Origin of the sequence: Caulobacter segnis (genome assembly GCF_029543125.1) — a bacterium.
Taxonomy (GTDB): Bacteria; Pseudomonadota; Alphaproteobacteria; order Caulobacterales; family Caulobacteraceae; genus Caulobacter; species Caulobacter segnis_D.
In genome coordinates this window covers 164,671-190,480 of the sequence record NZ_JARQWW010000002.1, presented here as the reverse complement: position 1 = coordinate 190,480, position 25,810 = coordinate 164,671, and the positions used below count along the sequence as shown (strand labels likewise).

The 25,810-nt window shown below is 69.1% G+C and carries 18 protein-coding genes; 9 read left to right on the top strand and 9 right to left on the bottom strand.

What is annotated here, in order from left to right:
* The first annotated feature begins 12 nt into the window (after positions 1-12).
* Genes P7B02_RS05675 through P7B02_RS05635 form a run of 9 tightly spaced genes read left to right on the top strand, consistent with a single transcriptional unit; the run spans position 13 to position 7,127 of the window.
* Positions 13-2,316 carry a chemotaxis protein CheA gene (locus P7B02_RS05675; protein WP_277785354.1) on the top strand — a complete coding sequence of 768 codons (2,304 nt, stop codon included), beginning with the start codon at positions 13-15 and terminating at the stop codon, positions 2,314-2,316.
* 5 nt (positions 2,317-2,321) lie between these two features.
* A complete protein-coding gene (locus P7B02_RS05670; protein WP_277785353.1) occupies positions 2,322-2,786 on the top strand; it encodes a chemotaxis protein CheW in 465 nt (154 codons plus the stop codon).
* Entirely contained in the window at positions 2,783-3,661 is an 879-nt protein-coding gene (locus P7B02_RS05665; RefSeq protein ID WP_277785352.1) for a CheR family methyltransferase, read from the top strand. The genes P7B02_RS05670 and P7B02_RS05665 overlap by 4 nt, the downstream gene beginning before the upstream one ends.
* Positions 3,658-4,695 (top strand): protein-glutamate methylesterase/protein-glutamine glutaminase, encoded by a 1,038-nt coding sequence (locus P7B02_RS05660; protein ID WP_277785351.1) that lies wholly within the window; start codon positions 3,658-3,660, stop codon positions 4,693-4,695. The genes P7B02_RS05665 and P7B02_RS05660 overlap by 4 nt, the downstream gene beginning before the upstream one ends.
* A 3-nt stretch (positions 4,696-4,698) precedes the next feature.
* Positions 4,699-5,088, top strand: a complete 390-nt coding sequence (locus tag P7B02_RS05655; protein ID WP_277785350.1) for a response regulator — start codon at positions 4,699-4,701, stop codon at positions 5,086-5,088.
* Entirely contained in the window at positions 5,085-5,648 is a 564-nt protein-coding gene (locus tag P7B02_RS05650; RefSeq protein ID WP_277785349.1) for a chemotaxis protein CheD, read from the top strand. Before P7B02_RS05655 ends, P7B02_RS05650 begins: the two co-directional genes overlap by 4 nt.
* A gap of 9 nt (positions 5,649-5,657) precedes the next feature.
* Complete coding sequence (locus P7B02_RS05645; RefSeq protein WP_277785348.1) at positions 5,658-6,047, top strand: chemotaxis protein CheU; 390 nt, start codon at positions 5,658-5,660, stop codon at positions 6,045-6,047.
* A gap of 4 nt (positions 6,048-6,051) precedes the next feature.
* The gene (locus P7B02_RS05640; protein WP_277785347.1) at positions 6,052-6,660 is read left to right on the top strand and encodes a response regulator; all 609 of its coding nucleotides are present in this window, start codon (positions 6,052-6,054) and stop codon (positions 6,658-6,660) included.
* On the top strand, positions 6,657-7,127 hold the full coding sequence (locus P7B02_RS05635; RefSeq protein ID WP_277785346.1) for a chemotaxis protein CheE: 471 nt from the start codon (positions 6,657-6,659) through the stop codon (positions 7,125-7,127). The genes P7B02_RS05640 and P7B02_RS05635 overlap by 4 nt, the downstream gene beginning before the upstream one ends.
* Positions 7,128-7,169: 42 nt before the next feature.
* On the opposite strand, the gene P7B02_RS05630 is transcribed toward P7B02_RS05635, so the two are convergent.
* The 9 genes from P7B02_RS05630 to P7B02_RS05590 form a co-directional block, all read right to left on the bottom strand.
* Entirely contained in the window at positions 7,170-7,721 is a 552-nt protein-coding gene (locus P7B02_RS05630) for a hypothetical protein (protein ID WP_277785345.1), read from the bottom strand.
* A 71-nt stretch (positions 7,722-7,792) separates the two neighbouring features.
* Complete coding sequence (locus P7B02_RS05625) at positions 7,793-8,845, bottom strand: glycosyl hydrolase family 8 (protein ID WP_277785344.1); 1,053 nt, start codon at positions 8,843-8,845, stop codon at positions 7,793-7,795.
* A gap of 3 nt (positions 8,846-8,848) precedes the next feature.
* A complete protein-coding gene (gene bcsD, locus P7B02_RS05620) occupies positions 8,849-9,343 on the bottom strand; it encodes a cellulose biosynthesis protein BcsD (protein ID WP_277785343.1) in 495 nt (164 codons plus the stop codon).
* Positions 9,340-14,484 (bottom strand): cellulose synthase subunit BcsC-related outer membrane protein, encoded by a 5,145-nt coding sequence (locus tag P7B02_RS05615; RefSeq protein WP_277785342.1) that lies wholly within the window; start codon positions 14,482-14,484, stop codon positions 9,340-9,342. The genes bcsD and P7B02_RS05615 overlap by 4 nt, the downstream gene beginning before the upstream one ends.
* Positions 14,481-18,833 (bottom strand): UDP-forming cellulose synthase catalytic subunit, encoded by a 4,353-nt coding sequence (gene bcsA, locus P7B02_RS05610; RefSeq protein WP_277785341.1) that lies wholly within the window; start codon positions 18,831-18,833, stop codon positions 14,481-14,483. The genes P7B02_RS05615 and bcsA overlap by 4 nt, the downstream gene beginning before the upstream one ends.
* Positions 18,834-19,057: 224 nt before the next feature.
* On the bottom strand, positions 19,058-20,956 hold the full coding sequence (locus P7B02_RS05605) for a response regulator (RefSeq protein WP_277785340.1): 1,899 nt from the start codon (positions 20,954-20,956) through the stop codon (positions 19,058-19,060).
* Complete coding sequence (locus P7B02_RS05600; protein ID WP_277785339.1) at positions 20,953-22,611, bottom strand: response regulator; 1,659 nt, start codon at positions 22,609-22,611, stop codon at positions 20,953-20,955. The genes P7B02_RS05605 and P7B02_RS05600 overlap by 4 nt, the downstream gene beginning before the upstream one ends.
* Positions 22,608-23,675 carry a chemotaxis-specific protein-glutamate methyltransferase CheB gene (cheB, locus tag P7B02_RS05595; protein ID WP_277785338.1) on the bottom strand — a complete coding sequence of 356 codons (1,068 nt, stop codon included), beginning with the start codon at positions 23,673-23,675 and terminating at the stop codon, positions 22,608-22,610. Before cheB ends, P7B02_RS05600 begins: the two co-directional genes overlap by 4 nt.
* A complete protein-coding gene (locus tag P7B02_RS05590; RefSeq protein ID WP_277785337.1) occupies positions 23,672-25,804 on the bottom strand; it encodes a hybrid sensor histidine kinase/response regulator in 2,133 nt (710 codons plus the stop codon). Before P7B02_RS05590 ends, cheB begins: the two co-directional genes overlap by 4 nt.
* Positions 25,805-25,810 lie beyond the last annotated feature (6 nt).

Genomic DNA, 25,810 nt, shown 5'->3' with positions numbered 1-25,810 from the left:
GGGGCGTAGGGGATGGACGAACTAGAGGCCATCAAGGTCACCTTCTTCCAGGAATGCGAGGAGCTGCTCGCTGATCTGGAGGGCGGGCTGCTGGCCATGCAGGACGGCACGAGCGACGGCGAGACCGTCAACGCCGTGTTCCGGGCCGTGCATTCGATCAAGGGCGGCGCCGGCGCGTTCGGCCTGGATCCGCTTGTCCGCTTCGCTCACGTCTTCGAAACCCTGCTGGACAGCGTCCGCAGCGGCAAGGTCGATGCTTCTCCCGATCTGGTGGCGCTGCTGCTGCGCGCCTCGGACGTTCTGGCCGACCACGTCAGCGCCGCGCGCGGCATGGGCGACGTGGACGAAGCCCTGTCGCACGCCATGGCCGCTGAACTGGAGGCCTGGGACGGTGACGGCGGCGCTCCTGCGCCGGCCGCCGCTTCGGCCACGGCCTCAGCCAGCGATGACGATTTCGATCTGAGCGCCGGCGTCGCCGCCGAGCTGGACGACATGGATTTCGGCTTCACGCCGATGACGATCTCCGTCGAGGAGCAGGCCGGCGCCGACGAGCAAGCCGCCGCGGGCTGGATGGTCGTGATCCAGCCGAAGTCCGATCTCTACCGGAAGGCCAATGAGAGCCTGCTTCTGCTTCGCGAGCTGGAGCGCCTGGGCCCGATCGAGACGACCGTCGACGACTCCGCTCTGCCGGACCTCGCCGATATGGATCCCGAGGCCTCCTACCTGACCTTCAAGGTCAAGCTGACCACCGACAAGAGCGAAGCCGACGTCCGTGAGGTCTTCGAATTCGTCGATGGCGACTGCGACCTGACCATCACCCCCCTCATGGCCGGCGATGCGCCCCCCGCCCCGGCGTTCGAAGCGCCGGCCCTCGAGGCCGCGCCGGAGCCCGTCGCCGCGGCCGTGGCCGCGCCCGAGGTGGATGTGGCTGCTCTGATCAGCGCCGCCACCGCTGCGCCCGCGCCGCAACCCGCAGCCGCTGCTCCGGTCGCGCCGCCGCCCGCTCCGGTCGCCATGACGCCGGCCGCCGCCGCCGCTGTCGCCGCCAAACCGACCACCGCCGCCGCGCCCGCCAAGGCGCCGCTGGAAGCCCCCGGTCCCGGCCAGTCGGTGATCCGCGTCGATCCCGAGCGGATCGACCGTCTGATCGACCTGGTGTCCGAGCTGGTCATCAACCAGGCCATGATCGCCCAGCGCGTGGCCGAGCATGGCATTCCGCAGTCCTCCAACCTCGCCATCGGCCTCGACGAGCTCGAGCAGCTGACCCGCGAGATTCAGGACAGCGTCATGGCCATCCGCGCCCAGCCGGTGAAGTCGGTGTTCCAGCGCATGCCGCGTCTGGTCCGCGAAGTCGCCTCGATGGTGGGCAAGCAGGTCCGCCTCGTCATGGAGGGCGAGGGCACCGAGGTCGACAAGACCGTGATCGAGCGTCTGTCCGACCCGATCACGCACATGCTGCGCAACGCCATCGACCACGGGCTTGAGAACCCGGACGAACGTCGCGAAGTCGGCAAGCCGGTTGAAGGCGTCATCAAGCTGCAGGCGCTGCATCGCGGCGGCCGCATCGTGATCGAAGTCACCGACGACGGTCGCGGCATCAACCGCCCGCGCGTGCAGAAGATCGCCGTCGACAAGGGCCTGATCGCCCCCGATCTGCAGCTCACCGACGAAGAGATCGACAACCTGATCTTCCTTCCCGGCTTCTCCACCGCCGACAAGGTGTCGGACGTGTCGGGCCGCGGGGTGGGCATGGACGTGGTGCGCCGGTCGGTGCAGGCCCTGGGCGGCCGCATCTCGATCAGCTCGCGTCCGGGTCATGGTTCGACCTTCACCCTCAGCCTGCCTCTGACCCTGGCCGTCCTCGACGGCATGGTGGTCGAGGTCGCTGGCCAGACCCTGGTCGTGCCGCTGGCCGCCATTGTCGAAAGCCTGCGGCCCAAGCCGGAGGAAGTCCGCGCCCTGGGCCCGACGGGCGCCGTCCTGGCCGTGCGCGACAGCTTCGTGCCGCTGGTCGATATCGGCAGCACCATGGGCTACCGCGCCAATGCGCCGGATCCGACCGACGGTGTCGTCCTGCTGGTCGAAGGCGAAGATGGCGGCAAGGCCGCGCTCGTCGCCGACAACATCCAGGGCCAGCGCCAGGTCGTCATCAAGTCGCTGGAGGCCAACTACCAGCAGGTCGAAGGCGTCGCGGCGGCCACCATTCTCGGCGACGGCCGCGTCGCTCTGATCCTCGATGTGGACGCAGTCATCAACCTGCGCCGTCGCGAGGCTCCCGCACCCAAGCCCACTGAACCCATGATCGCAGCGGAATAGACATCATGATCGACCAAACCACCGCCGTCGGCGAGCGTCGCGAACTGATCTCCTTCCGGGTCGGCCAGCAAGAATACTGCGTGGACATCATGGCCGTCCGCGAAATCCGGGGCTGGAGCCCCGCGACGTCGCTGCCGCAGTCGCCGAACTACATGCGCGGCGTCATCAACCTTCGCGGCGCCGTCCTGCCGATCATGGACCTCTCCTCGCGCCTCGGCCTCGGCTCGGCCGAACCTACCGTCCGCCACGTGATCATCGTGGTGAAGGTGCAGGAGCGGATGATGGGCCTACTGGTCGACGCCGTGTCCGACATCCTGTCGATCACCGACGACCTGGTTCAGCCGACGCCGGATGTGGCCTGCGACCGCGTGCGCAGCTTCGTTCGGGGCATCATCTCGCTGGAAGGCCGGATGATCAGCGAAATCTCCCTCGACCGCCTGCTGCCCGAGCGGGAGGCGCTCGCCGCATGACCCTGGCCCCGGCCGCGCGAGTCGACCGCAAGACCGCCCTCGTCGAGGGCGAGTTCCTCTTCACGGCGGAAGACTTCAAACAGATCGCAGCGATCATGTACGACCAGGCTGGCATCAGCCTGGCCGACAGCAAGGCCACGCTCGTCTATTCGCGGCTGGCCAAGCGTCTGCGCATCCTCGGCATGGACAGCTTCAGCGCCTACTGCGCCATGGTTCTTCAGGACCGGGAAGAAGCGCAGAACATGCTGCGCGCGCTGACCACGAACGTCACCCGCTTCTTCCGCGAGCCGCATCATTTCGATGACCTGCGCGAGACGGTGCTGCTGCCTATGGCGGACGAGGTCCGTCGGGGCGGACGTCTGCGTCTGTGGTCGGCCGCCTGCTCCACGGGGCAGGAGCCGTATTCCATGGCTTTGACCGTGCTGTCGGTCTTCCCGGACGCGGCCAATCTCGACATCAAGATCCTGGCTACCGACATCGACTCGAACGTCGTCGCGACCGGCAAGGCCGCTGTTTACGACGAGGCGCAGATCGAGCCGGTCCCCGGGCCCGTCCGCAACCAATTCTTCGAGCGTGATCCCAGCAACAAGGGCATGTGGCGCGTGGGCGCCGCGGCCCGCAGCATGGTCAGCTTCAAGGAGCTCAATCTGATCGGCGAATGGCCGATGAAAGGACCGTTTCACGCCGTGTTTTGCCGCAACGTCGTCATCTATTTCGACGAACCGACCCAGGAGCGGATCTGGACGCGCTTCGCGCCCCTGATCGCTGATGGCGGCCGGCTCTATATCGGGCATTCCGAGCGCGTGCCCGCCAGCAACACTTCGTTCGAGAGCAACGGTCTGACCTCGTACCGCAAGGTGGGAGGCCGTCGATGACCATCAAGGTTCTCGTCGTTGACGACTCCGCCACCATGCGGGGCCTGATCACCGCCGCCCTGCGCCGCGATCCCGAGATCGAGGTGGTCGGCTCCGCCGGCGACCCGTTCGAGGCGCGTGGCGCGATCAAGGCGCTCAATCCCGATGTCGTGACCCTCGACATCGAGATGCCGAACATGAACGGCCTGGAGTTCCTCGAAAAGATCATGCGCCTGCGGCCGATGCCGGTGGTCATGGTCTCCAGCCTGACCCAGCAGGGCGCCGACGTGACCCTGCGCGCGCTCGAGATCGGCGCTGTCGACTGCGTGGGCAAGCCCACCGGCAACATGACCACCGGCGAGGGCCTCGGTGAGATCGCCACCAAGGTGAAGAACGCCGCGCGCGCCACGGTCCGCGCGACGATGAGCGTGGCCGCAAAGGCTCCGGCGAAGCCGGTCCGCGCTAAGGAATTCACGCCGTCGGGCGATCTGGTCGCCATTGGCTCGTCTACGGGCGGGGTGGAAGCCCTGCTGACCGTGCTGAACAACTACCCGGCCAATTGCCCGCCCACCGTGATCACCCAGCACATGCCGGCGGCGTTCACCGCCAGCTTCGCGGCGCGCTTGGGCCGAGCCTGCAACGCCAAGGTCTATGAAGCCCGCGACGGCGACGTTCTGGAGCCGGGCAAGGTCTATGTGGCTCCGGGCGGGGCGACCCACCTGGAGATCAGCCGCTCCGCCGGCCTGCGCTGCCGCCTGACCGACGGCGATCCCGTCAGCGGCCACCGTCCCTCGGTCGACGTGATGTTCAAGTCCGTCGCCGCGACCATGGGCGACAAGGCCGTGGGCGTCATCCTGACCGGCATGGGCCGTGACGGCGCGCAGGGCCTTCTGGCCATGCGGCAGGCCGGCGCCCGCACGATCGGCCAAGATGAGTCCACCTGCGTGGTCTATGGCATGCCGCGAGCCGCCTACGAAAACGGAGCCGTCGAGAAGCAGCTTTCGCTGTCCGCCATCGGCCCCGCCATCCTTGATCTCTCTTCTGCGAAACGATGATCCATGCCTAGCGCATCCTCCATCTCCGTCCTGGTCGTCGATGATCAGCTCACCATGCGGGCTCTGGTCCGCAACGGCCTGCAGCAGATCGGCTTCCGGGACACCCGCGAGGCCGCCGATGGCGAAGAGGCCCTCAAGCTGGTCGTCGCCAAGCCGGTCAATCTGATCATCTCGGACTTCAACATGCCGAAGATGGACGGTCTCGCCTTGCTGCGGGCGGTGCGTGCGCACCCGCCGATCAGCAAGACGGCCTTCATCATGCTGACCGGTCGCGCCGACCGCGAGCTCGTGCAGCGCGCCGTGCAGTTCGGGGTCAACAACTACCTCGTCAAACCCTTCACCGTGCAGGTCCTGCGCGAGAAGATCGAACAGGTCTTCGGGCAACTCACATGATCCCAGGCCGGCCCGAGCCGACAACGCCGGAATACACGCGCAAGGTCCATGTGACCCAGGGCGAGCAGCACGTCACTGACGACCCGGGAGTCGTCATGACCACGGTGCTCGGCTCCTGCATCGCCGCGTGCATCCGCGATCCCCAGGCGGGGATCGGCGGCATGAACCACTTCCTGCTGCCGGATGACGGCGGCGGTCGTGGCGGCGATTCCGTACGGTTCGGCGCCTACGCCATGGAACTGCTGATCAACGACCTGCTGAAGCAGGGCGCCCGCCGCGACCGGCTGGAAGCCAAGATCTTCGGCGGGGGCAAACTGTTCGACGGCCTGTCGGACGTGGGCGCCAGCAACGCCGAGTTCGCGGAACGCTTCCTGCGCGACGAAGGCATTCCGATCGTCTCCTCCAGCACCGGCGGTCCTTCGGCGCGCCGCGTGGAGTTCTGGCCCGTCAGCGGCCGGGTGCGTCAGCGCCTGGTGGCGGTCGAGCAGGCCCCGCAGGAGGTCCGTCGTCCCGCAACGCCGCCGCCCGCGTCGTCTTCCGGCGAACTGGAACTCTTCTAAGGCCCGGCCATGTCGAGCTCGCCCCTTCCCCTGCCGCCGCTCACGCCCGAAGAAGCGGCTCATCTGCCGCTGGGCGAGCTGTCGCGCCGCCTCGCCGCCGAGCTCTCGGCGGCCGCCGCGATCTGCCGCGAGTGCGAGGTGCTGGCTGGAGACCTCGCCAAGGACGGCATGACCGCCGCCAGCATGACGCGGCTGCAGGCCCTGGATGAGCTGACTCAGCGGCTCGCGGGCCTGTCCTGCGTGCTGGAGCGCATCAGCGAGCACGCCAACGGCGAATGGAGCCTGCAGCTCGAGCCGCTTCTGAAGGGCCTGGGCCTGTCCGACCTTGTGGGGCGCCTGACCACGGCCGAGTCGGAACCCGCATGGGAACGCGAAGCCGGCGAACCGGACCTCTGGTAGGCGGATGTCTCTCGCGTCCGCCCTTCAATCCGCAACCCGCATCCAGCTTGATCAGGCCTCGGTTCTGGTCCTCGACGACAACGGTCAGTCGCTCGATATCCTTTGCCAGGTGGTCTACGGCTTCGGCGTGCGCAACGTGCACCGCGCGGAGAGTGTCGAGCAGGCCAAGGAGCATGTGGCCAGCCAGACCCTGGACCTCATCCTGTCAGACGTTCAGATGCCTGAGCCGGACGGCTACGACTTCGTCCACTGGCTGCGGCGGGAGGCGAAGGAGCCAAACCGCTTCGCCCCGGTCATCCTGATCACCGGCCACACCCGCCAGTCGCAGGTGCTGAAGGCCCGCGACAGCGGCGCCACCTTCACGGTCGCCAAGCCTTTGACGCCTAAGGTTCTGCTGGAGCGCATCATCTGGATCGCGCGCGAGGACCGGATGTTCATCGAGTGCGACACCTATATGGGCCCGGATCGGCGCTTCAAGTTTGAAGGTCCGCCGCCGGGCACGGAAGGCCGCCGTCACGACGATCTTCCGCCCGAGGTGGGGGACGCCTTCGGCGCAAACCTTTCTCAGGATGAAATCAACAGCTTCATGAAGCCCGCAAAGGTCTCGATATGAGCGTCGCGCGCACCTTCCATGTGCCAAACCGGCTTGGCGCGGTCATGCGCCGGCCCGGCGGCATCCGCGCGAGCGAGGCGATCGAACGCGCCGAAACCGGCGTCGAGCAGTTCCGTGAGGAATGCCTCAAGACGATCGGTGAGGTGATGGTCGAGCTGGACGCGCGCTTCGGGCCGAACGCCGAGCGCGAGGGCGCGGACTTCGAGGCGCTCTACACGCTTGTTCTCAAGCTGATCGACGTCAGCGGCTTTGTCTCCCACACGGGCCTGGACCGCGCGGCGATCTCCATGTGCACGCTGGTGGACACCATGTCTGAGCGCGGCCGCTGGCGCTGGCCGGCGGTGGACGTGCACCTCGACGCCATGCGCCTGCTGTGGACCCAGGGCGAGACCCTGTCGGAAGGCGAGCGGGAGGCCGTGATCGAAGGCCTCTACAAGGTCAGCAAGCACAAGCCTGCTTCGGAGTAAGGATAAGCCTCGCCGCGTGGGCGCGACGGGGGAGGGCCGTGTTCAGCCCTTGTCGCCCAGGCGGGCGAAAAGGGCCGTCAGGCGCGTCTCGCCCTCCACGACCGGCGGGGCGGCGGGCGCTGCAGCGGCGGGCGCAGGCGCGTAACGGCGCAACAGGCCAGCCTTGGGTTCAACGGCGGGTTTGGCCGCCGGGAACAGCGCCACGGGCGCGGCAGGCGGGATAGCCGGGGTCGGCGCCTCGATCTTGGCCGCCGCGACCGGCGTGGGCTCGAGAACGGGCTCTGCGGCGGCCGGCGCCTCGACCACGAGTTCCTTCACGCCTTCGGCGGCGGGCACCGAGAAACCCTGAAAGACGCGCTGGCGGATGCTGGCGATGACCTTCCGGGCGCCATACTGGCGCTCCGGCTCAGGCTCCGGCGCGATCTCGATCGGCTCGAAGTCCTCGGCGGTCTGGGTGATGATCGTAGGCAGCGGCGCCAGGACGTCCGGCTGGGATTCGTCCATGGCTTCGACGTCTCCGAGGTTGTCGAAGACCTGATAGGGAAGATCAACCTGGTTGATCTTCAGGAAGAGTCCGCGGACGTCGTTGACCATAGTCGAGGCCTTAGCTTAGCCGTGACAATGGTATTACCAGACCTTGTGCGACAAGGGACTGCGGCGCAGTGTCATAGGCCTATGCGGCGACGTCCCACGTCCTTGCGCGACACTGTGGCCAGAAGTTGCAGCACCGATGAATAGTAGTTGGGCTCTTCGGCCTTCCATTTGTCCACGCCGTTGTCGTTCATGACGATCGCGGCGACCGCCGCGCCGCCGTTCGACAGGGTGTAGGGGGCGGTTTCGCCGGTCATGACGTCGATCCAGGCCGGGGGACGTTTGTCGTCCTTGAAGCCCTTGCGCCACCAGGCCGCCACCGCCTGCACCTGGCGGCGGCTCTTCTCACCGCCCCACACCAGATAGAACGGCGCGCGGATGGCGTCGAAGCTGAAACGCGGCGCATGACCGGCGGCCGGCGCCAGGCGGCCGTCCACGCCAACGAACACCCAGTCCGAAGGCAGGGACTCCTGCCCGAACAGGGCGAGGTCGGCCACTTCCAGCCCGCCGGCGATCACCTGCCGCCACGGCCCGTGCGGATCGCGGTCGGCGAACAGCTTCAGGGCCGGCAGAACGAAGTAGGAGGGGTTGTAGGTGATCCCCTCGGCGTTGGCGAAGCCCTCCAGGCCCGGCAGCAGCAAGGAGCGGCCGGCGATCTGGGCGACCAGACCGCGTCCGATGGCGCCGCGAATCTCGGCGCTGGCCCGGGCGTAGTCGTCGTTGCGCCAGCGGTCGGCGGCGCGCAGCAGCGCCCAGGCGATGAAGATGTCGCCGTCGGTGGCGTTGTTGGGGTCGGTCACCGGCGGCTGGGCCGCGGGATCGTAGCGCCAGCTGAACAACCGCACGTCGGACCGCGCCAAGTTGGCGTTGGTCCAGGCCCAGACGCGGTCGAAGGTCTCGCGGTCTTCATTCGCTACAGCCAGCAACATGGCCCAGCCCTGGCCCTCGGTATGGCTGACGCCGTTGTTGCCGTTGTCGACCACCCGGCCGTCAGGCTGCAGGTAGCGGGTTTTGAAGCTCTCCCAAGTCTCGCCTTCCTCGGCGCAGGCTGTGGCGCCCGGCAGGATCATGGCGAGCGCAGCGGCGGCCGTGAACACGCGTCGATCAGGCTTGGGGCCGGTCTTCATCGGTCATAGGCCGTGGAACAGCTCCAGCGGCTCGGCGCTGTCGCTGACCCTCAGGGTCTTGTCGATGGGGCTGCCCTGGGCCTGCAGCCAGACCGTGTAGACGCCTTCCAGGACCGACGCCCAGGCTGCGGGCCAGATTTTCTCGTCCGCGCCCGTGGCCACGTCCGGATAGGCCCCGTGCAGGATGCGGACGCCATCGGCGACGGCGTGCAGACGCACCCAGCCCCAATCCATCTCGGCCCACACCTTGTTCATGCCGGCCTCCAGCTCCTCCAGGGTCTCGACCTTGGTCAGGGGCGTGGCCTGGGCCATGCGGCGGCCCACCTGGCGGAGGAAGTTGCGCACCTCTTCCGGATCGGCGCCGCTATGCAGTTCACCGAGAAGGGCAGACAGGAAGCCTCGCCATTGCGGGCTGCGCTGGCGCTGGGTGCGGCGGTAATAGGCCAGATCGGCGGACTGGACGTCCTTGTCGTTCATCCAGGTCGTAGGGGTCTTCATCGCGAGCCTCCGATCGTCTGGCGGATGTAGAGCCCGACCTTGGTCTCACTGTACTCGCCGAAATTGTCGAAACTCAGAGCCCCGCCAAAAGTTGTGGTGGGGGTGAATTTATAATCGATGGCCGCACGGCCGTTGATGCCGAAGCCGCTGCGGCTGCTGCCCGAGAATCCGCGCTTCACGTCAGGGTCCTGGGCGGAGATGGCGTTCTGCGCACCTTGCAGCGTCGGATCGGTGGGGAAGTAGTCCCGCGCCGACTGGCTGTAGGTCTGGTAGCCCGGCGTGGCGCGCAGCTCCCCGCCCCAGCGGTCGCCCTGCACCTTCCAGCTCATGGGGAAGGCGATGGCCGTGAACTGCTGCGGGCTGAAATAGCCGCCGTTGCCGTACGAGAAGACGTTCTGGTTGTTGTCGTAGCTCTGCAGATTCAGGTTCGTGCCCAGCTGCACCACTTGGCGCGTGCTGACATAGGGCCGGATGTAGGCCCCGACGTTGAACTGCAGGCTTTCATTCTCCTCGACGAGGCGGCCGTCGTACTTGCTGGCCGAGGCGTCGGCGTAGAAGCCCATCTTGCCCCGCTCGTACGCCACGCCGACCCCGGCGGTGTTGCGCATCACCTGGCCCCAGCGGCGACCGGTCAGCGGATCACGCGAACTGGCGTATGAGGTGACGCTGTCGGTCACCGGGCGGCGCTCGATCCACACGCGCGGACGCAGGCCGCCGATGTTGGGCTCGACGCTCAGACCGCCGGTCATCTCCGGCGGCTTGGCGAAGCCGACAGGGGTGACCCCGATGTCCGCCTTCAGCCCATCGACCTCATAGGCGATCTCGGCCGCGACGCCGGCGGCGGTGTGCGGATTAGGCCGGCGGATGACCGGGGGCGTGATGTCCGAAATGGTGTCGCGCGCCACCGACAGAGGATTGGTGCCGAACCGCTGCAGGCTTTCATCCGTCGGCGTGCCGGCGTCCAGCGACACGGGATTCAACGTGGCGCTCAGGCGGCCGCGCCCGAAGGGCGAGATCGAGCCCGTGACCTTGGCCGACAGTTCGTCCAGCTGGCTCAGTCCGGCCTCGCCGCTGCGGGCGCGGAAGTCGATGCTGGCGTCCACCCGCGGCCCGATGGTCTCCGACAGCTCGGCGATCTGGCGGTCGATGGACTGCAGCACGCCGTCGCGCGCGGGGGCGCGAGGCAGCAACGGGTTCACTGGCGTCGGCAGCGCGCCGTAGCCGCCGACCGGCGGGGTGTTCTGATAGGCCTGCGGCTGCACCGGATAGGAGGGCAGGTTCGTGGACGGATAGACGTACGGCGAGGTGTAGACCGGCGCCGTGAAGTTCGGCGCCGGCGGCGCGGGCGCCAATAGCGACGGGGTCGACGGATAGAACGGCGCCGACAGGGCCGGAGCCTGATACGTCGGGTAGGTCGGAGCCGTGTAGGTCTGTTGCTGCTGCGGCGCGACCGGAGCGGGATAGGTCCGCGCCGCGGGAGCCGCTCTGCGGACCGTGGGCGTGCGGGGTTTGGCGGTCGTGGTCGTGCGCGGCTTCGCGGCCGGCGTGCGCGCCGCCGGCGTGGTTGTCCGGGGGGGCGCCTGATAGGTCGGCTGCTGCTGCGGCGCAGAGTAGGTCGGGGCCTGATAGGGCTGATAGGCCGGCGGCGCATACACCGTCGGGGCCTGATAGGTCGGCGCGGTGTAGGTCTGGGTCGGATAAACCGGCGCCGGATATGTCGGGGCCGGCTGGATCAGCGGCGTCTGGTTGCCATAGTAGGGCGCAGAGCTCGGCGAGGCCGGTGCGGCATAGGTCGGCGCGGCGTAGGTGGCCGATGGATAGGTTGGAGCCTGCTGCGGCTGGTAGGCCGGCGCCTGTTGATAGACCGGGGCCTGTTGGTAGGTCGGCGCTTGGTATTGCGGCGCCTGGTAGGTTGGCGATGCGTAGTAGGGCGCGGTCGACATCGGCGCGTCGGCGCGCGGCGCGGCCTGCTGGGGCTGCGTCGGATAGAGCGGCGCGCGGGTGGCGGGCTGCTGTACGGGCGGCAAGTACGTCTGCGCCTGATAGCCTGGCTGCGGAGCCGGGCTGGGATAGTTCGGATCCGCGTAAGTCGGCGCGACCTGAGACGGATAGGCCTGGCTCGGCGGATAGACCGGGCTTCGGCCGGTCGGGTTCAGGGCGGCCGGCGTCTGCGCTTGGGCCAGCAGATACGGCTCGGCGACCGCCGGCGTCTCCATGAAGCTGGCGTTGACCGCGAACGGCTCTTCCGGCGCCGAGGGCGTCCGCCAGGCCACCTGGGTCGCCACGGGAGCTTCGTTGAAGGCGGTCTGCACCGCCGGCTGATCAAAGCTGGCGGGCAGCATGTAGCCGGGGATGTACGGCTGGGTCGCGGTGCTCGGCTGCGGCAGGACCTGGACCGGCTGCGCGGGCACGGGCTGATAGGGCGTGAACACAGCGGGCGAGCCGCCGCTCCGGAACGGGTTGCTGCCCAGGGCGCCTGACGGCGCCTGGAAAGGCGACACCGGGACCGGCGCGACGCCGGTGTAGAGCGACGGACCGATCGGCACGCCCTGACGCTCGCGCAGGACGCGGGCGGTCTCCAGCGCCTTTATGGCGGCGCTCTTGTCGCCGGCCTGCTGCTCCAGCCGGGCGGCGATCAGATAGAGGTTTGGATCCCCTGGCGTGCGCTGCATCGCGGCGCGCAGCAGCTCCTTGGCGCGCGAGACGTCGCCGCGCGCAACAGCCGCCTCCAGCACCCCGTTCATGGCCTCGGGGTCGTTGGGGTTCATGCGCAACAGGACGTCGTAGACCTGCCCCGCCTGTGCGGTCAGTCCGCCGGACTGATACAGCCGCGCCAGGCCGGACAGCAGGCGGGTGTCGTTCGGGGCGGAGGCGAAGGCGTTGGACAACACGTCGAACGCTTGGGCGTAGTCGCCCGCCAGGCGCAGACGGTCCGCGCGTTCGGAACCCAGGGTCGCCACCAGGCCGGACATGCCCTGCCGCCCGCTCGGCGTGTTGGCGGCGGGCGTGGCGCCGATCTGACGGATCAGGGCGGCGGCTTCGGCGTCGCGGCCCGACCGCGCCAGAACCGAGACGAAGCCGCCATAGGCGGCCGGGTCCGCGCCCACCGCGCCGGAGGTCAGGATGCGCTGGGCCAGGTTGATGGCTTGGGGCTTGTCACCCAGATCATAGAGCGCGTCGGCGATCGAACCCTGCACGCCGACGGTCATGTTCGGCCGCGCCAGCAGCTCGTGCAGCAGCGCCATGGCCTCGGCGTTGCGGCCGCTGGTGCGCAGGTCCTTGGCCTGCTGGATCGCGGTGTCGAGATAGAGTTGGCCGGCCAGTTCGTTCAGGGCCGGGGTGCGCGCCTGCGGATGGATGCGCGACAGCAGGGCGTAGGCTTCGGCTGACCGGCCCTGCTGCTGGGCGAACAGGGCGGCGGCGTTCAGGCCCTCGACCGTGGTGCTCTGGGCCAGCATGGCCATCAGGCCCTCGGCGGCAGGACCTTGGCCCTGGCTGACCAGGAAGCGAGCGAAGTCGTAGCGGATCCACGGATCGGTGGGATCGGCGGCGAGCGCGGCTTCGAAGCTGGCGTAGGCGGACGAATAGTCGCCGGCGGCCATGAACTGCTGCGCCTTGGCGTGTTCGATGCGGCCGCGCGTGTTGTTCAGCGGACCGGGCGTCCGGTCCACGGTGGCGCGGGCGAGCTGCTCGGCCTCGGCGAAGCGGTTCAGACGCAGCAGCGCCTCGATCAGGCCGGCCTGGGCGTCTGTGTTGGTGCGGTTCGCGGCCAGCACCTGGCGATAGAGCTGCTCGGCTTCGGCGTTGCGGCCGCCGCGCAGGAAGATGTCCGCCAGGAGCTGTTGGGCCAGAGCGCGGTCCTTGGACGCGCTGGAGGCCAGAGGACGGGCCAGCCGTTCGGCCTGGGCGGTGTCGCCCCGCGCGGCCGCGGCCTGCGCCGCGCGCAGATCGCCGAAGAAGGTGGCCGTCTCCAGCGCCTCGCTCCAGCGGGCGCGATTGGCCGGAGCCGCCTTGATGGCGCGCTGAAGGTAGGTCTTTGCCTCGACGAAGTTCTCGCGGCGCAGGCGCACCAGACCGACACCGCCCAAGGCGTCGGAGTCGCCGGCGCGGATGCGCAGGGCGGACTGGAAGTTCTGTTCGGCGGTCTGCAGATCGCCGCGCTCAAGGGCCGCGAAGCCCTGCGTGCGATACGGAGCGCCGCGATCCACCGGGGCGGCTGGCGTCGCCGCGCGCTGCTGGGCGGCGTTGCGGGCGGCGGTTTCGCGCGCCGCCGTCTCGCGGGCGGTGCTGTCGTTGATCTGCGCGATCTTGGCGCTGACCTGCGCGTCGGCGCCCGTGCGCAGGAACTCCTCGTAAAGAGGAAGGTCCGCCGGGCGGTTGCCCATCCACAGCAGAGCCTGACGCCAGGATGCGCGGGCCTGCCCGGCCACCGCGCCGCCCTCGCGCGACAGGCGCGACAGTTGGGCGATCCCTTCGCGACGCGTGGATTCCTGATAGGTCAGGGCCTGACCCAGGGCGAGGGCGACAGCCTTGTCGTTCGGCCGCTCCTTGAGCATGGCCTCCAGGCCGCGCCGGCCTTCGGCCGCGCTTTCGGTCACGCCCGACAGGGTCTGGTAGTATTCGAGGCGGTAGGCGGCCTGCGGATTGCCGTTGGGGAACGCCTTGCGATAGGCGCGCACCGCGCCCGTGGTGTCGCCGGCGCGAGCCAGGCGGCGGGCCTCGGCCACTTCCGGAGTAGCGCCGCCGCGCGCGGCCGTGGCGACGGCCACTGTGCCGCTGCCGGCCCGCACCTGACCCAGGGTCGCCAGACGGGGATCGTTCGGCGCCACGCTGCGCAGGCGGTCGGTCCAGCGCTTGGCCGCGTCCTGATTGCCGTCTTCGGCCGCATAGCGGGCCAGGGCGGCCAGGGTGTCGGCGCTGCGCGGATTGGCGCTGAGGGCGCGGTTCAGCGCTTGCTCGGCCAGATCCTTGCGTCCGCGTTCACGCCAGAAGGTCGCCTGCTTCAGCAGGGCGTCCACGGCCTGGGTGGTGCTTTGCGCCTCGACAGCGCTCGGCATGATGAGGGCGGCCGCCGTCGCGGCCGCCACGACGCCGGCGGTCAATGTCCCCGCGGGACCGAGCTTCGACGGACGGTGCGTCATGGCGCCTCCGTCCGGGCGTTGCGACGCTGCTCCATCAGCTTGTAGGCCAGGAAGATCGGCGCGGACATGAGGATCGCCGCGCCCACCAGGGCCAGGGCGAGCATCCACGGCGTGCGGGTCAGCCACCACAGCACGCGCAGCAGGTACGGCAGGTCGCCGGTCCAATAGATCGGCCCGATGCGGAAGGATGACAGGCCCTGTTCGGTGTCAGCCGTCAGGTCGCCCTGAACCTTGAAGTTCTCGGTCGGGTCGGAAAGCTTGGCCACCAGGCCCGGCAGGCTTTCGCGCTGATCTGAGAGCAGCGCCACGACGGTGTTCTTGTCGCCATAAGGCGACTCGAAGCTGATCACGCCGGTGAAGCCGCTCTGGCTGACCAGAACCTCGTCGGCCTTCTTGCGCTCGCCGCCTTCCAGGTTGGCGTTGAACACCGAGAAGACGCGGGCGATCACCGAGGTGACCCGCAGGCGCAGGCGCGAACCTTCGGTCACGAACGGGGCGTTCTTGAACAGATCGGTGTTGGAGGCGGCCATGGCCACCGGGCCGATGACCAGGATGTCCTTGCCCTGCAGCGCGCCGCGGTCGGCGTTGCGGGTGATGCTCAGCTTGGTGGCCGGCGCGCCCGTGGAGTCGGCGAAGCGGCCGATCAGCAGCATCAGCGCCTCAAGCTCCTGGGCGGTCGGCTGGGCGCTGATCAGCAGGGCGGTGTCCGACAGGTCGGCCATGCGCGTGAACGGGAAACCCGAGCTCACGAAATAGGCCAGGTTCGGCATGCTGGTGAAGTGATGGCCGCCGGTCAGGTCGATGGTGCTGTCCGGATCGATGCCGCTGCGCACGTTGGTCGGCAGCTCGCCCTTGCACTCGCCCAGCTTGTTGGACTTCAGGTCGAAGAAGAAGCCCATCTGGCCGGGCCCCGACAGCAGATACGGCGGCAGGGCCAGCGACTGCTCCTTCTGGGTGAAGAAGCCCGGGATGCGGTCGAAGAAGTGATCGCCGGCGCCGCGGCCGTCGGTGTGCAGCGAGCGCAGGTATTGGCCGTTCAGCGACACGTCGAGGCGCGAGTTGCGCAGGTCGATCCACGAACCTTCCGGGAAGCGGTAGCGCAGGCGCAGGGGCGCGCCGCCCGTGGGCCACAGGAACAGGTCAGGGGCGACGCGGAAGTCCACCTGCAGCGGGGCCGGGGTCAGGCCCAGGGCCTGAAGCTTCTGCTGGTCGACCATCTCGCCGAAGCGCACCGGGCGGTCCATGCGCACCCAGCGCGGGGCGTCATAGGGCGCGCGGTCGCGCAGGCGCGGGGCGCCGACCTGGGCGTAGGCGCCTTTCAGGCCGACCGAGCCGACGGCCAGGTTCTGGCCGGCCTGACGCAGCTCGGCGTCGTTGCGGCCCATGACCAGCAGCAGAGAGCTGGTCGGATCATTCGGATTGGGGACCACGGCCAGGGTCGGGCCGTTGATGGCCGGCAGGAACAGGCCGGGGATCTCCTGGCCCGACTGGGCGAAGATCACGCCTTCGCCGCTGGGCAGGCCGCCGATCTGCACCGGGAACCGGAAGCCGCGATAGCCGGCCGCCATGCCGAAGTAGGACGCCGCGCCCGCCGCCGCCTGGATGGCGCCGTTGCTGGGGTTGCCGGCGAACACGAACGGCAGGGTCAGGCCGCCGACGCCCGCCTCGTAGAAGGGCGAGGGCAGGCGCGCCAGGTCCGGCTGGGCGGGCAGGCGCTGGAAGGTCACCGCCAGTGTGGTGCGGATGTTGCTGATATTGGCCCACAGGGACGAGTGCAGCGGGTCTTCGCAGCCGCGGGTGTAGTGGCCTGCGAAGCGCAAATTCAGGCGGTTCTTGGGAAGGAACAGCGCCGGGTTCACCGGCATCTGGACCGTCAGGTTGTTGGCCGTCTCGCGCGGCAGGACCACCGAGCCGATCACCTCGTCATTAATCGCCACGCTGAGCTGCGACAGATCGGGCAGCATCACCGGCGAATAGGCGAAGTTGATGGTCAGGGTGGCGGACACCGCCACCTCGTCGGTGCGCAGGTCGAACGGAATGCCCGCCTGGCCGTCGGTGCCGCGCAGGCGCAGCGGCTGCTCCACACCCATGTCCTTCAGGGTGTAGACCACCTGGCGCAGGCCGCCGCTGGAGGCGGGGGCGGCGGCCGCCGCGGGGGCCGGATCCGCCGTGGGCGCGGCCGGGGTCTGGGCCTTTGCCGACGGAGCGAAGGTCGCGGCGGCCAGGATGGCGGCGCCGGCGATGGCGCTGGTGCGGATGGCACGCTCCACCAGGACGCGGCCGCGCACGCGGGCCTCCAGGTCCTTCAGGCGCCACCAGAACAGCAGGCTGGCGCTGGCGCGGCACAGGTCCGCGAACGAGGCGAACGGGTTGGCCGAAGGCGTCGAGCCATGCGGCTGCCAGGCGTCGGCCCGGCCCATGACAGCGGTGACCAGCGCCCGGCGCTTGCCCAGGGGCATGGCCTGGAACTGGACGCGGATGGCGTCGTCGCCCTGGATCATGGCGGCGGGGAACGACACCATGCGCGCGCCGCACAGCAGGTCCACACCCGTCATCTCGCGGCCGGCGATGTCCAGGCCGGCGGGCCACTTCACGGACAGGCCGCCCATGGACACGTCGGTGGTCTCGCTCTCCACGGCCAGGCCGTCAGCGAAACGCAGGATGACCGGCAGAACCGCGTCCACCCGGACGAAATTGCGCACCTGGCGGGTCTCCCGGCCCACGGCCAGAGCGGTCAGCAGGATCAGCAGGCTGAACATGGACCAGGTGGTGTTCAGCAGCAGGGTGCCGAGCTGCACGTCGAAGCGCTCAGGCCAGAAAAGGCGCGCGAAGCCGCTGGAAACGCCTGCCACCAGCAGGAAAACGACCGTGATGTGAGGCCACATCAGGCGGTAGTCGAAATAGCCGTGCTCGAGCAGGCCGCCTTTTTCGGTCACGTTGAACTTGCCCTTCTTCGGGTCAAAAATCGTCAGCACGGTCGGGGCAAGCAAATGGAAGGCCAACAAGGTCTCGTAGACCTCGCCCCAGAAGGCGCGCCGGTCTTCGCCCTGGATCCGGTTGTTGGTCATGATCGAGTGGATCAGGTGGGGCGCCGCATAGACGGCGATCATCGCGGCGGAAGCGTAGATGATGTTCGCGCCGAACAGCAGGTAGGCCAGCGGCGAGGTCAGGAACACGATGCGCGGCAGCGGAAACTGGAAGTGCATCATCGCATTCAGGTAGCAGAGCCGCTGACCCCAGGTGAGGCCAGGCCCCAGCAGCGGATTGTCGATGCGGAAGATCTGCGTCATGCCGCGCGCCCAGCGGGCCCGCTGCCCCACGTGCAGGGCCAGGCGCTCGGTGGCCAGGCCTGAGGCCAGGCGGATGTCGAGATAGGCCGTCGACCAGCCCATGCGCTGCAGCTTCAGGGCGGTGTGCGCGTCCTCGGTGACGGTCTCGCCGGCGAAGCCCTTGGTGATCATCAGCGCCTCGCGCCGGATCACCGCGCAGGAGCCGCAGAAGAAGGCGGCGTTCCAGAAGTCGTTGCCCGGCTGCACCGAGCCGTAGAACAGGGCGCCCTCGTCCGGCACCTCCTTCACGGTCAGCAGGTTCCGCTGGACCGGGTCGGGCGAATAGAAGTGGTGCGGCGTCTGCAGCAGGCACAGCTTCGGGTCCTTCTGGAACCAGCCGACGGTCATCTGCAGGAAGGCGCGGGTCGGGATGTGGTCCGCGTCGAACACCAGGATCAGCTCACCATCGGTCTTGGTGAGCGCGTGGTTCATGTTGCCGGCCTTGGCGTGCTTATTGTCGGGCCGGGTCATGTAGATGGCGCCCGCCGCCTCGGCGAAGGCGCGGAACTCGGGGCGGCGGCCGTCGTCCAGCAGGTAGACGCGGAAGCGGTCGCGCGGATAGTCCATGTTCAGGGCGGCCAGGACGGTGTCCTGAACGATCTGCAGGCTTTCGTTGTAGGTCGGAACATAGACGTCCACCGTCGGCCAGGTGGACGGATCGCCCTTCATGGGCTCCACCGGGCGATGAAGCGGCCAGGTCGTCTGAATGTAGCCGAGAACCAGGATCAGCCAGGCATACAGCTCAGCCAGGAACAGGCCCGTGCCCAGCAGGGTCTCGGTGATGGTGGCGAAGTGCAGGGTCTCGGTGATCCGCCAGTAGATGTAGCGGGTCGAGGCGATCAGCGAGAGGATGCACAGCGCGATCGTCACCTGACGCGATTTGTTGCGGCCCAGAACAAAGGCGGCGGCCACGGTCGCCAGCGCGAACAGGCCCTGCGCGCGCAGGTCCAGCGGCACGGTCACGGCAAGCAGGCAGGCCACGAGGGCCAGCGCGCCGAGAAGCAGTTTCAACACCCGCATCACGTCCGGGGCCCAGATCCTTCAATGGGCGGTCGCCCAGAAGCGCGACCTTACGATTGGCCGGTAACTATAGGCGTTCGAGTTTTACTAACCATTACTCGTCAACGGAACGGCCGCCCCAACCTGCGACGGATTGTCCCTTTTCGGGAGTAGAGCCCTGTTCGCGGCGGAGCGCCAGTCGTCGGCGCCCACTTGAGGTTGCAGAAACTGCGATAGGCGAGGCCCTAGGCGGTGGCCCGCGCCTGGACGGCGGCGAAAGCGTCGTGAACCCCCTGCGCCAGGGCCGCGACGTCGAAAGGCTTGCTCAGCACGACGATGTCGGCGGGCGGATCACGCAGATCCGGATGGCCGCTGACCAGCATGATCGGCAGGTTCGGCCGGATGCGCCGGGCGGCCTCCACGAAGTCCATGCCGGTCATGCCCGGCATGGCGAAATCCACGATGGCGATGTCGATGGCGCGGTCCTGCTGCAGGATCGCCACCGCCGCCTCGGCGCCGTGCGCCTCAACCGCCTGATCGCCGAGTTGCCGGACGAACTCGCTGGTCACCGTGCGGACGCTGGCGTCGTCGTCGATCACCAGGACCCGAGCCACTGGGCGCGGCGGCGCCAGCGGGGCGGCGCTTTCGGTGCGGACGACCGCGGACTCCACGGCGCGGGGCAGCAGCAGGCTGATCGCCGTTCCATGGCCCGGCGCGCTCTCCACGTTCACCGCCCCGTGCGAACGCTGGACGAAGCCATAGACCATGGACAGGCCCAGACCCGTGCCCTTGCCCACGTCCTTGGTGGTGAAGAACGGCTCGAAGATGCGCGCGGCGATGTCCGGGTCAATGCCGGCGCCGGTGTCGGCGACGGTCACGCGCACATAGTCGCCGGCGGGCAGACCGTCCGTCCCGTCCTCGGTCAAGGTCTCGCTGCGGGTGGACAGGGTCACGACGCCGGTCTCGCCCATGGCGTCCCGGGCGTTGACGCAGAGGTTCAGGATCGCCAGCTCGAACTGGTCCGGCTCAATATGGGCGGGCCAGACGTCGTCCTGCAGCTTCCAGTCGATCTGCACCGCGCCGCCCATGCTGCGCGCCAGCAGGTCCCCCATGGCTTTCAGCAGTTCATTGACGTCGACGCTTTCGGAGCGCGGCTCGCGCTGACGGCTGAAGCCCAGCAGGCGTTGGGTCAGGGCCGCACCCTTCTTGGCCGCCAGGCTGGCGTTGTCGATGTAGCGATGCAGGCGCGGATCGTCCGGCAGGCGCCGAGCGGCGAGATCCAGGCTGCCCAGGATCGCGGTGAGAAGGTTGTTGAAGTCATGCGCCACGCCGCCGGCCAGGGTGCCGAGCGCTTGCAGCTTGTCGGCCTGGCGCAGGCGCGCCTCGGCCATGCGCTGGTCGGTGACGTCTCGGTCGAACTCCACCAGATGCTCGACGCCCGTGTCGCCGACCAGGGGGATGTGGCTGGTCTCGATCCAGCGCGCGCCGCCCTCGCCGGGACGCTCCTCCAGGGTCTGGGCGGGCTCCGCGCGGGCGGTCACCTTTCGCTCGACGGCGGCCATGGCCGCGGCCGCGTCGGGGCCGATCAGCTCGCGCTCGATCTTGCCCAGCGCATGGTCGCGCGACACCCCCAGCATCTGCGCCTTCAGGGCGTTCAGCCGGATGATGCGGCCATCCGGATCCTTGAAGGTCACCGCCGCCGGCAGGTTGTCCATCAGGGCCTGCAGCAATCGCTGCTCGACTCGCAGTTCGTGCGCCAGACGGCTGCGCTCCACCGCGCTGGCGACCATGGCGCGCAAGGCTTGCGGCTCCCACGGCTTGGCGGCGTAGCCGCCGATGCCGCCCGTGTTGATCGCCGAAACCACGGCCGACAGATCGGCGTAGCCGGTCAGCAGGATCGAGGGCGCCGGGCTGATCTCCCGCGCCGCCGCCAGGAAGGCGTCGCCGGTCATGCCCGGCATGCGCTGATCGGAGATGATCACCTCGAAGCCGGGCTCGCGCGCCAGCATCGCCAGCGCCTCGCGCGGCGAACTGGAGGTGCGGACGTCGTACAGGTCCTCCAACAGGTCCTGCAGGGCGATCAGGATGTCCGGCTCGTCGTCGACAGCCAGGATCAGCGGCCGTTCGGGCAGGCGGTGGCTCATGGCGCGCTTCCCTCGGTCACGGGGCTGATCGGAATGGTGATGACGAAGGCGGCGCCGCCGTGCGGGCTGTCCTCGACGAAGATCGACCCCTTATGCGCCTCCACGACCGAATAGGCGATGGCCAGGCCCAGGCCGGTGCCTGAACCCACCGGCTTGGTGGTGAAGAACGGCTCGAAGATGCGGTCGCGCAGATCGGCCGGCACGCCGGGGCCGGAGTCGGCGACGCTGATGCGGTAGAGGCCGTCGGTCTGGCTGGTGGTGATTTCGATGATCCCCTGGCCCTCCACCGCGTCGGCGGCGTTGCTGACCATGTTCATGACCACCTGGTTCAGCAGGGCGGGGGAGCCTTCCAGCGCCCGCCCGGCCTCGAAGCTGCGGCGCACCTCGATGCCCGGCCCCAGCTTGTGGGCCAGCAGGGCCAGGACGGTTTCGATGGACTCGGGCACGTCCAGGGTCTGCACGGCGCTTTCGTCCATGCGCGAGAAGCGGCGCAGGTTCAGCACCAGGTCCTGAATACGCTTCAGGCCCAGGTGCATGGCCGTAAGCCGGTCCTTGGCCTTGCCCACGGCGGGGTTGTCGCCGCCGATCTGTCCAACCAGCCGCTCCACCGTGGCGTGGTGGCCCAGGATGAAGGCGAGGGGGTTGTTGATCTCGTGGGCGATGCCCGCAACCAGCTCGCCCAGGGACGCCATCTTGGCCGCCTGGACCAGCTTGGCCTGGGCTTCCTTGAGCTGCGAGTTGGCGCCGGCCAGTTCGGCGTTGGCGCTTTCCAGCGCCTCGACCATGGCGGCGCGGGCGTCGGAGGCGGCCAGGGCAAGGGCGCGGTCGCGCTGCTCGGTGTCCTGACGGCGGGTCTCCTCCGCAAGCTGCTTGCGGCGGATCAGGGCGCGGACGCGCACCGCCATCACGTCATCGCTGGCGTCAGCGGGCGCCACGTCGTCGGCCCCCGCCAGGAAGGCGGCGTCCAGGAGGCCGCGTCCGCCCAGGCCGATGATGCGGGGCGGATCGTCGCCTTCGTCCCGCATGTGCTCGGACAAGCGCCGGCACACTTCCAGCCCGTCGAAGGCGTGGGCCGCCAGGTTGATCAGCACGCAGTCGGCGGGTTCCCACAGCACCGCGTCCAGCGCAGCCTCGTCGGCCACTGCCTCCACGGCGTAGCCTTCCTGGGTCAGGACATCCTTCAGGTGCAGGCGGGCCGTGGCGCTGTCGTGCAGGATCACCACACGGCCGCGCCGGAACGGCGAGAACGCCGCCGCCTTGGGCGCATCGGCGGCGGTGTCCACCGTTCGCCGCAGCAGGGCCTTCAGGCGCAGGCGGATCAGGTCGGGATCGGACGACTTGGACAGATAGGCGTCGGCGCCGCTTTCCAGCCCCTGGCGCTCCAGGTCTTCGTCCCGCGCGCCGGTCAGCATCAGCACCGGAATGGCGCGCGTGCGCCCGTTCAGTCGGATCTGGCGCGACAGCTCGCGGCCGTCCATGCCGGGCAGGTGGACGTCGGCGATCACCAGGTCGGGGATGCGGGCGTTCAGGCTTTCCAGCGCGGCTTCGGCGCTTGCCGCGCGCTCGACGCTGTAGCCTTCGGCCTCCAGCAGTGCGCGCAATTGAACGGCTTGGGTCTCGGAATCCTCGACCAGAAGGATCTCGACGCCGGTCACGCCTTCTCCTCCGCCATCTGGACCAGCCGTGGCCCGATCATGTCGAGGGGAAGGCTGGCGCGGGAGGCGCCCATGCGCACCGCCGCGCCCGGCATGCCGTAGACAACGGTGCTGCTCTCATGCTCGGTGATGGTGCAGCCGCCGGCGTTGCGCAGCTCCAGCAGTCCCCGGGCTCCGTCCTCGCCCATGCCCGTCAGCAGCACGCCCACGCCCCGGGCGCCGATGGTCTTGGCCATGGACTGGAACAGAACATTGGCCGAAGGGCGTTGCCCGCCGACCGGCGCGGTCTCGCTGACCATGAGCGTGCCGCCAGCCCGCAGCGCCAGATGGCGATCGCCCGGCGCCACATAGACGCGCCCCGGCTGAGCGACTTCGCCGGCCTGGGCGATGGACACCGGCAGGGGTGACAGGCCGCCCAGCCAGGACGCGAAGCCCTCCATGAACGGCGCGCCCATGTGCTGCACCAGCAGGATCGGCGCGGGAAAATCGGCGGGCAGGGCGCCGATCACCTTGGCCAGGGCAGGCGGTCCGCCGGTGGAGGCGGCGATGCCCAGCACGCTCATCTTCTGGAACGGCGGCGTGTCCAGTTGCGGCGGGGCAGGACGAACCGCCGCCAGCGAGGCGCCGATCGCGCGCCGGCGGATAACCGGCACGCTGCTCATGATGAACAACTGGGTGCGGATGTCGTCGGCCAGGGCGTCATAGGCCTGGCTGGCCAGGCCCGCGGGCTTCTCCACCACCGTCAGCGCCCCGGCGCGCAGGGCGTTCAGCGAGATCTTCAGCGAGTCCTCGACCGAATCCGCGATCACTACGATGGGTGTCGGATGCTCCGCCATGATCCGGCGGGTGGCCTCCAGCCCGTCGATGCCGGGCAGGCGGATGTCCATGGAGATGACGTCGGGCTTCACCTCCTCCAGCACCTCCAGCGCCTCCTCGGCCGAGGCCACGGCCAGAGCCACGGTCAGGCGCGGATCGGCGTCGATGATGTGAGTCAGCAAGGTCCGCACCACGGCGGAATCCTCAACGATCATCACCCGGACGGGCTTTTTCGGTCGGGCCGTCACAGCAGTTGGCCGATGGTCGCCAAGAGTTCGCGTTGATCGAACTTCTGCTTGGTGATGTAGGCGCCGGCGCCCAGGGTCAGGCCGCGACGCACATCCTCGGGGTCCTGACGCGAGGTCATCAGGATCACCGGTAGCACCGACAGGGCCGCGTCTGCCTTGATCGCTTGCAGCAGGGAGAAGCCGTCCATGCGCGGCATCTCGACGTCGGCCACCACCAGGTCGAACACGTCGCCGCCGGAGCGCAGCTTCTCCAGCGCGTCCAGACCATCGACGCTCAGCACCACGCGATAGCCCTGGGCTTCCAGGATGCTCTTCTCGAGCGTGCGGGTGGTGATGGAATCGTCCACCACCAGGATGGTGCGGACCGCGGCGGCTTCGCCTTCCGCTTCGGCGGCGGCCATCGGGCGGCCGCCCTCGGTCCAGCGGCGGATCAAGGCTTCTGGGTCCAGCACCAGGGCGGGTGTCTCATCCTCCAGCAGAACGCCGCCAGTGACGAGCGTGGGGTCCAGCAGGGAGCCGGGCGTCTCGCTCACCAGCATGGAGCGGACATCGCGAAGGCTGTCGACAGCCACGGCCAGACGGCGGCCGCCGCTCTGGATCAGCAGGGCCTTCACGGCGTCGGCTTCAACGGGAAGAGGAGCAGTGGTCAAGTAGATCAGGGACGAGAGCGGAACGAGCGGGACCACAACGTCCTCACCCGCGATTGCGATCCGTACAGAAGCACGTCCGTCCAGCATTTCAATGTCGCGACGATTCAGCCGCAGCAGGCGCTCCACCCCGCTGGCCGGCACCGCGTAGACGGCGTCGCCGCTGTCGGCCAAGGCCACGGTCTGACGCGAAGCGGAGAAGGGCAGGGACAGGGTGACCAGCGCCCCCCACGGCTCGCCGGCCTGCATATGGACCGAGCCGTGCAGGCGGCGGGCGGCGTCGGCGACCACCGACAGGCCGGCGCCGCGCCCCGAAAGACGGTCCACCGTCTCGGCGGTGGTGAAGCCCTGCTCGAAAACCAGGGCCAAGAGCTGTTCCGGGGTATGCGGGCCAGGGCCGATAAGGCCGCGCTCAACGGCGGCGACGGCGATCCTTTCCAGGTCGGGGCCGGGGCCGTCATCACGCACCGACAGCTCCAGCCGATCACCACGCGCCGCGACGGTCAGGGTGATGGTGGTCACCGGCGGCTTGCCCTTGGCCTTCCGGGCCTTGGCCGGCTCGACCCCGTGGCTGACCGCGTTGCGCAGCAGGTGCAGGGCGGGATCCTTCAGGGCTTGCAGCAGAGCGCGGTCGGCGCGGACATCCAGCCCCTCGACCACCACCTCGACGTCCAGCCCGTCTTCACGCGCCAGGTCGCGGGTCATGGCGGCGATGCCGCCGAACACTTCTTCGGCCGGAGTCAGAACCAGGCGTTCGGCATGGTCGCGGACCTCGCGCGCCTGCTGGTCCAGCGCCCAGTCCGCGCGGGCCTTGCGCTGGGTGAACCCGCCGAGGTCGCGCAGCAGACGACGCAGGGCGACATCGAACTCAAGTGCCGGGGCCGCCCCGCCGCCGCGCGCGCGCTCCCACAGACGGCCGAGGTCGCGCGCGTCGCCATGGATCTGGCGCAGGGTCGCCCGCAGTGTCGCGTGGCTTTGCAGCTCCGCCGACAAGGCCAGGGCGGCGGCCGACAGGGCCTCCACCTCGCTGGCGTCGATCCGCAGATAGGTGAGGGCTTCGCCGTCCTCCGCCTGCACATCGGCGGGCTCCGCGGGCGCCTGAGCCGGAGCCGCCGTTTCAGCCAGGCCCAGATTCCGCGCCAGGCTGTTCAGGGCGGCGTCGGCCGATGGCGCCTTGCGGCCCAGCTTCAGGGCGGCGGCCTGGCCCTCCACCGCGTCGAGGCCGAATTCGATGGCCTTCAGGGTGTCGCGGTCGAACTGGCCGTCGCCGTCCATGGCCCGCTGGAAAATCGCCTCCAGTCGGTGGGACAACTCCTCGATCACCGGCATGTCCACGGCCCGGGCGGCGCCCTTCAGGCTATGGACCCGGCGGAAGGCCTCCTTCAGGTCGCCGCCAGCCGCCAGCAGGCGACGGATCGCCTCGATGTGCTCACGGTGCTCGACCTCGAAGGCGGCGAGCAGTTGCTGGCGGATGTCGGACACGCGGAA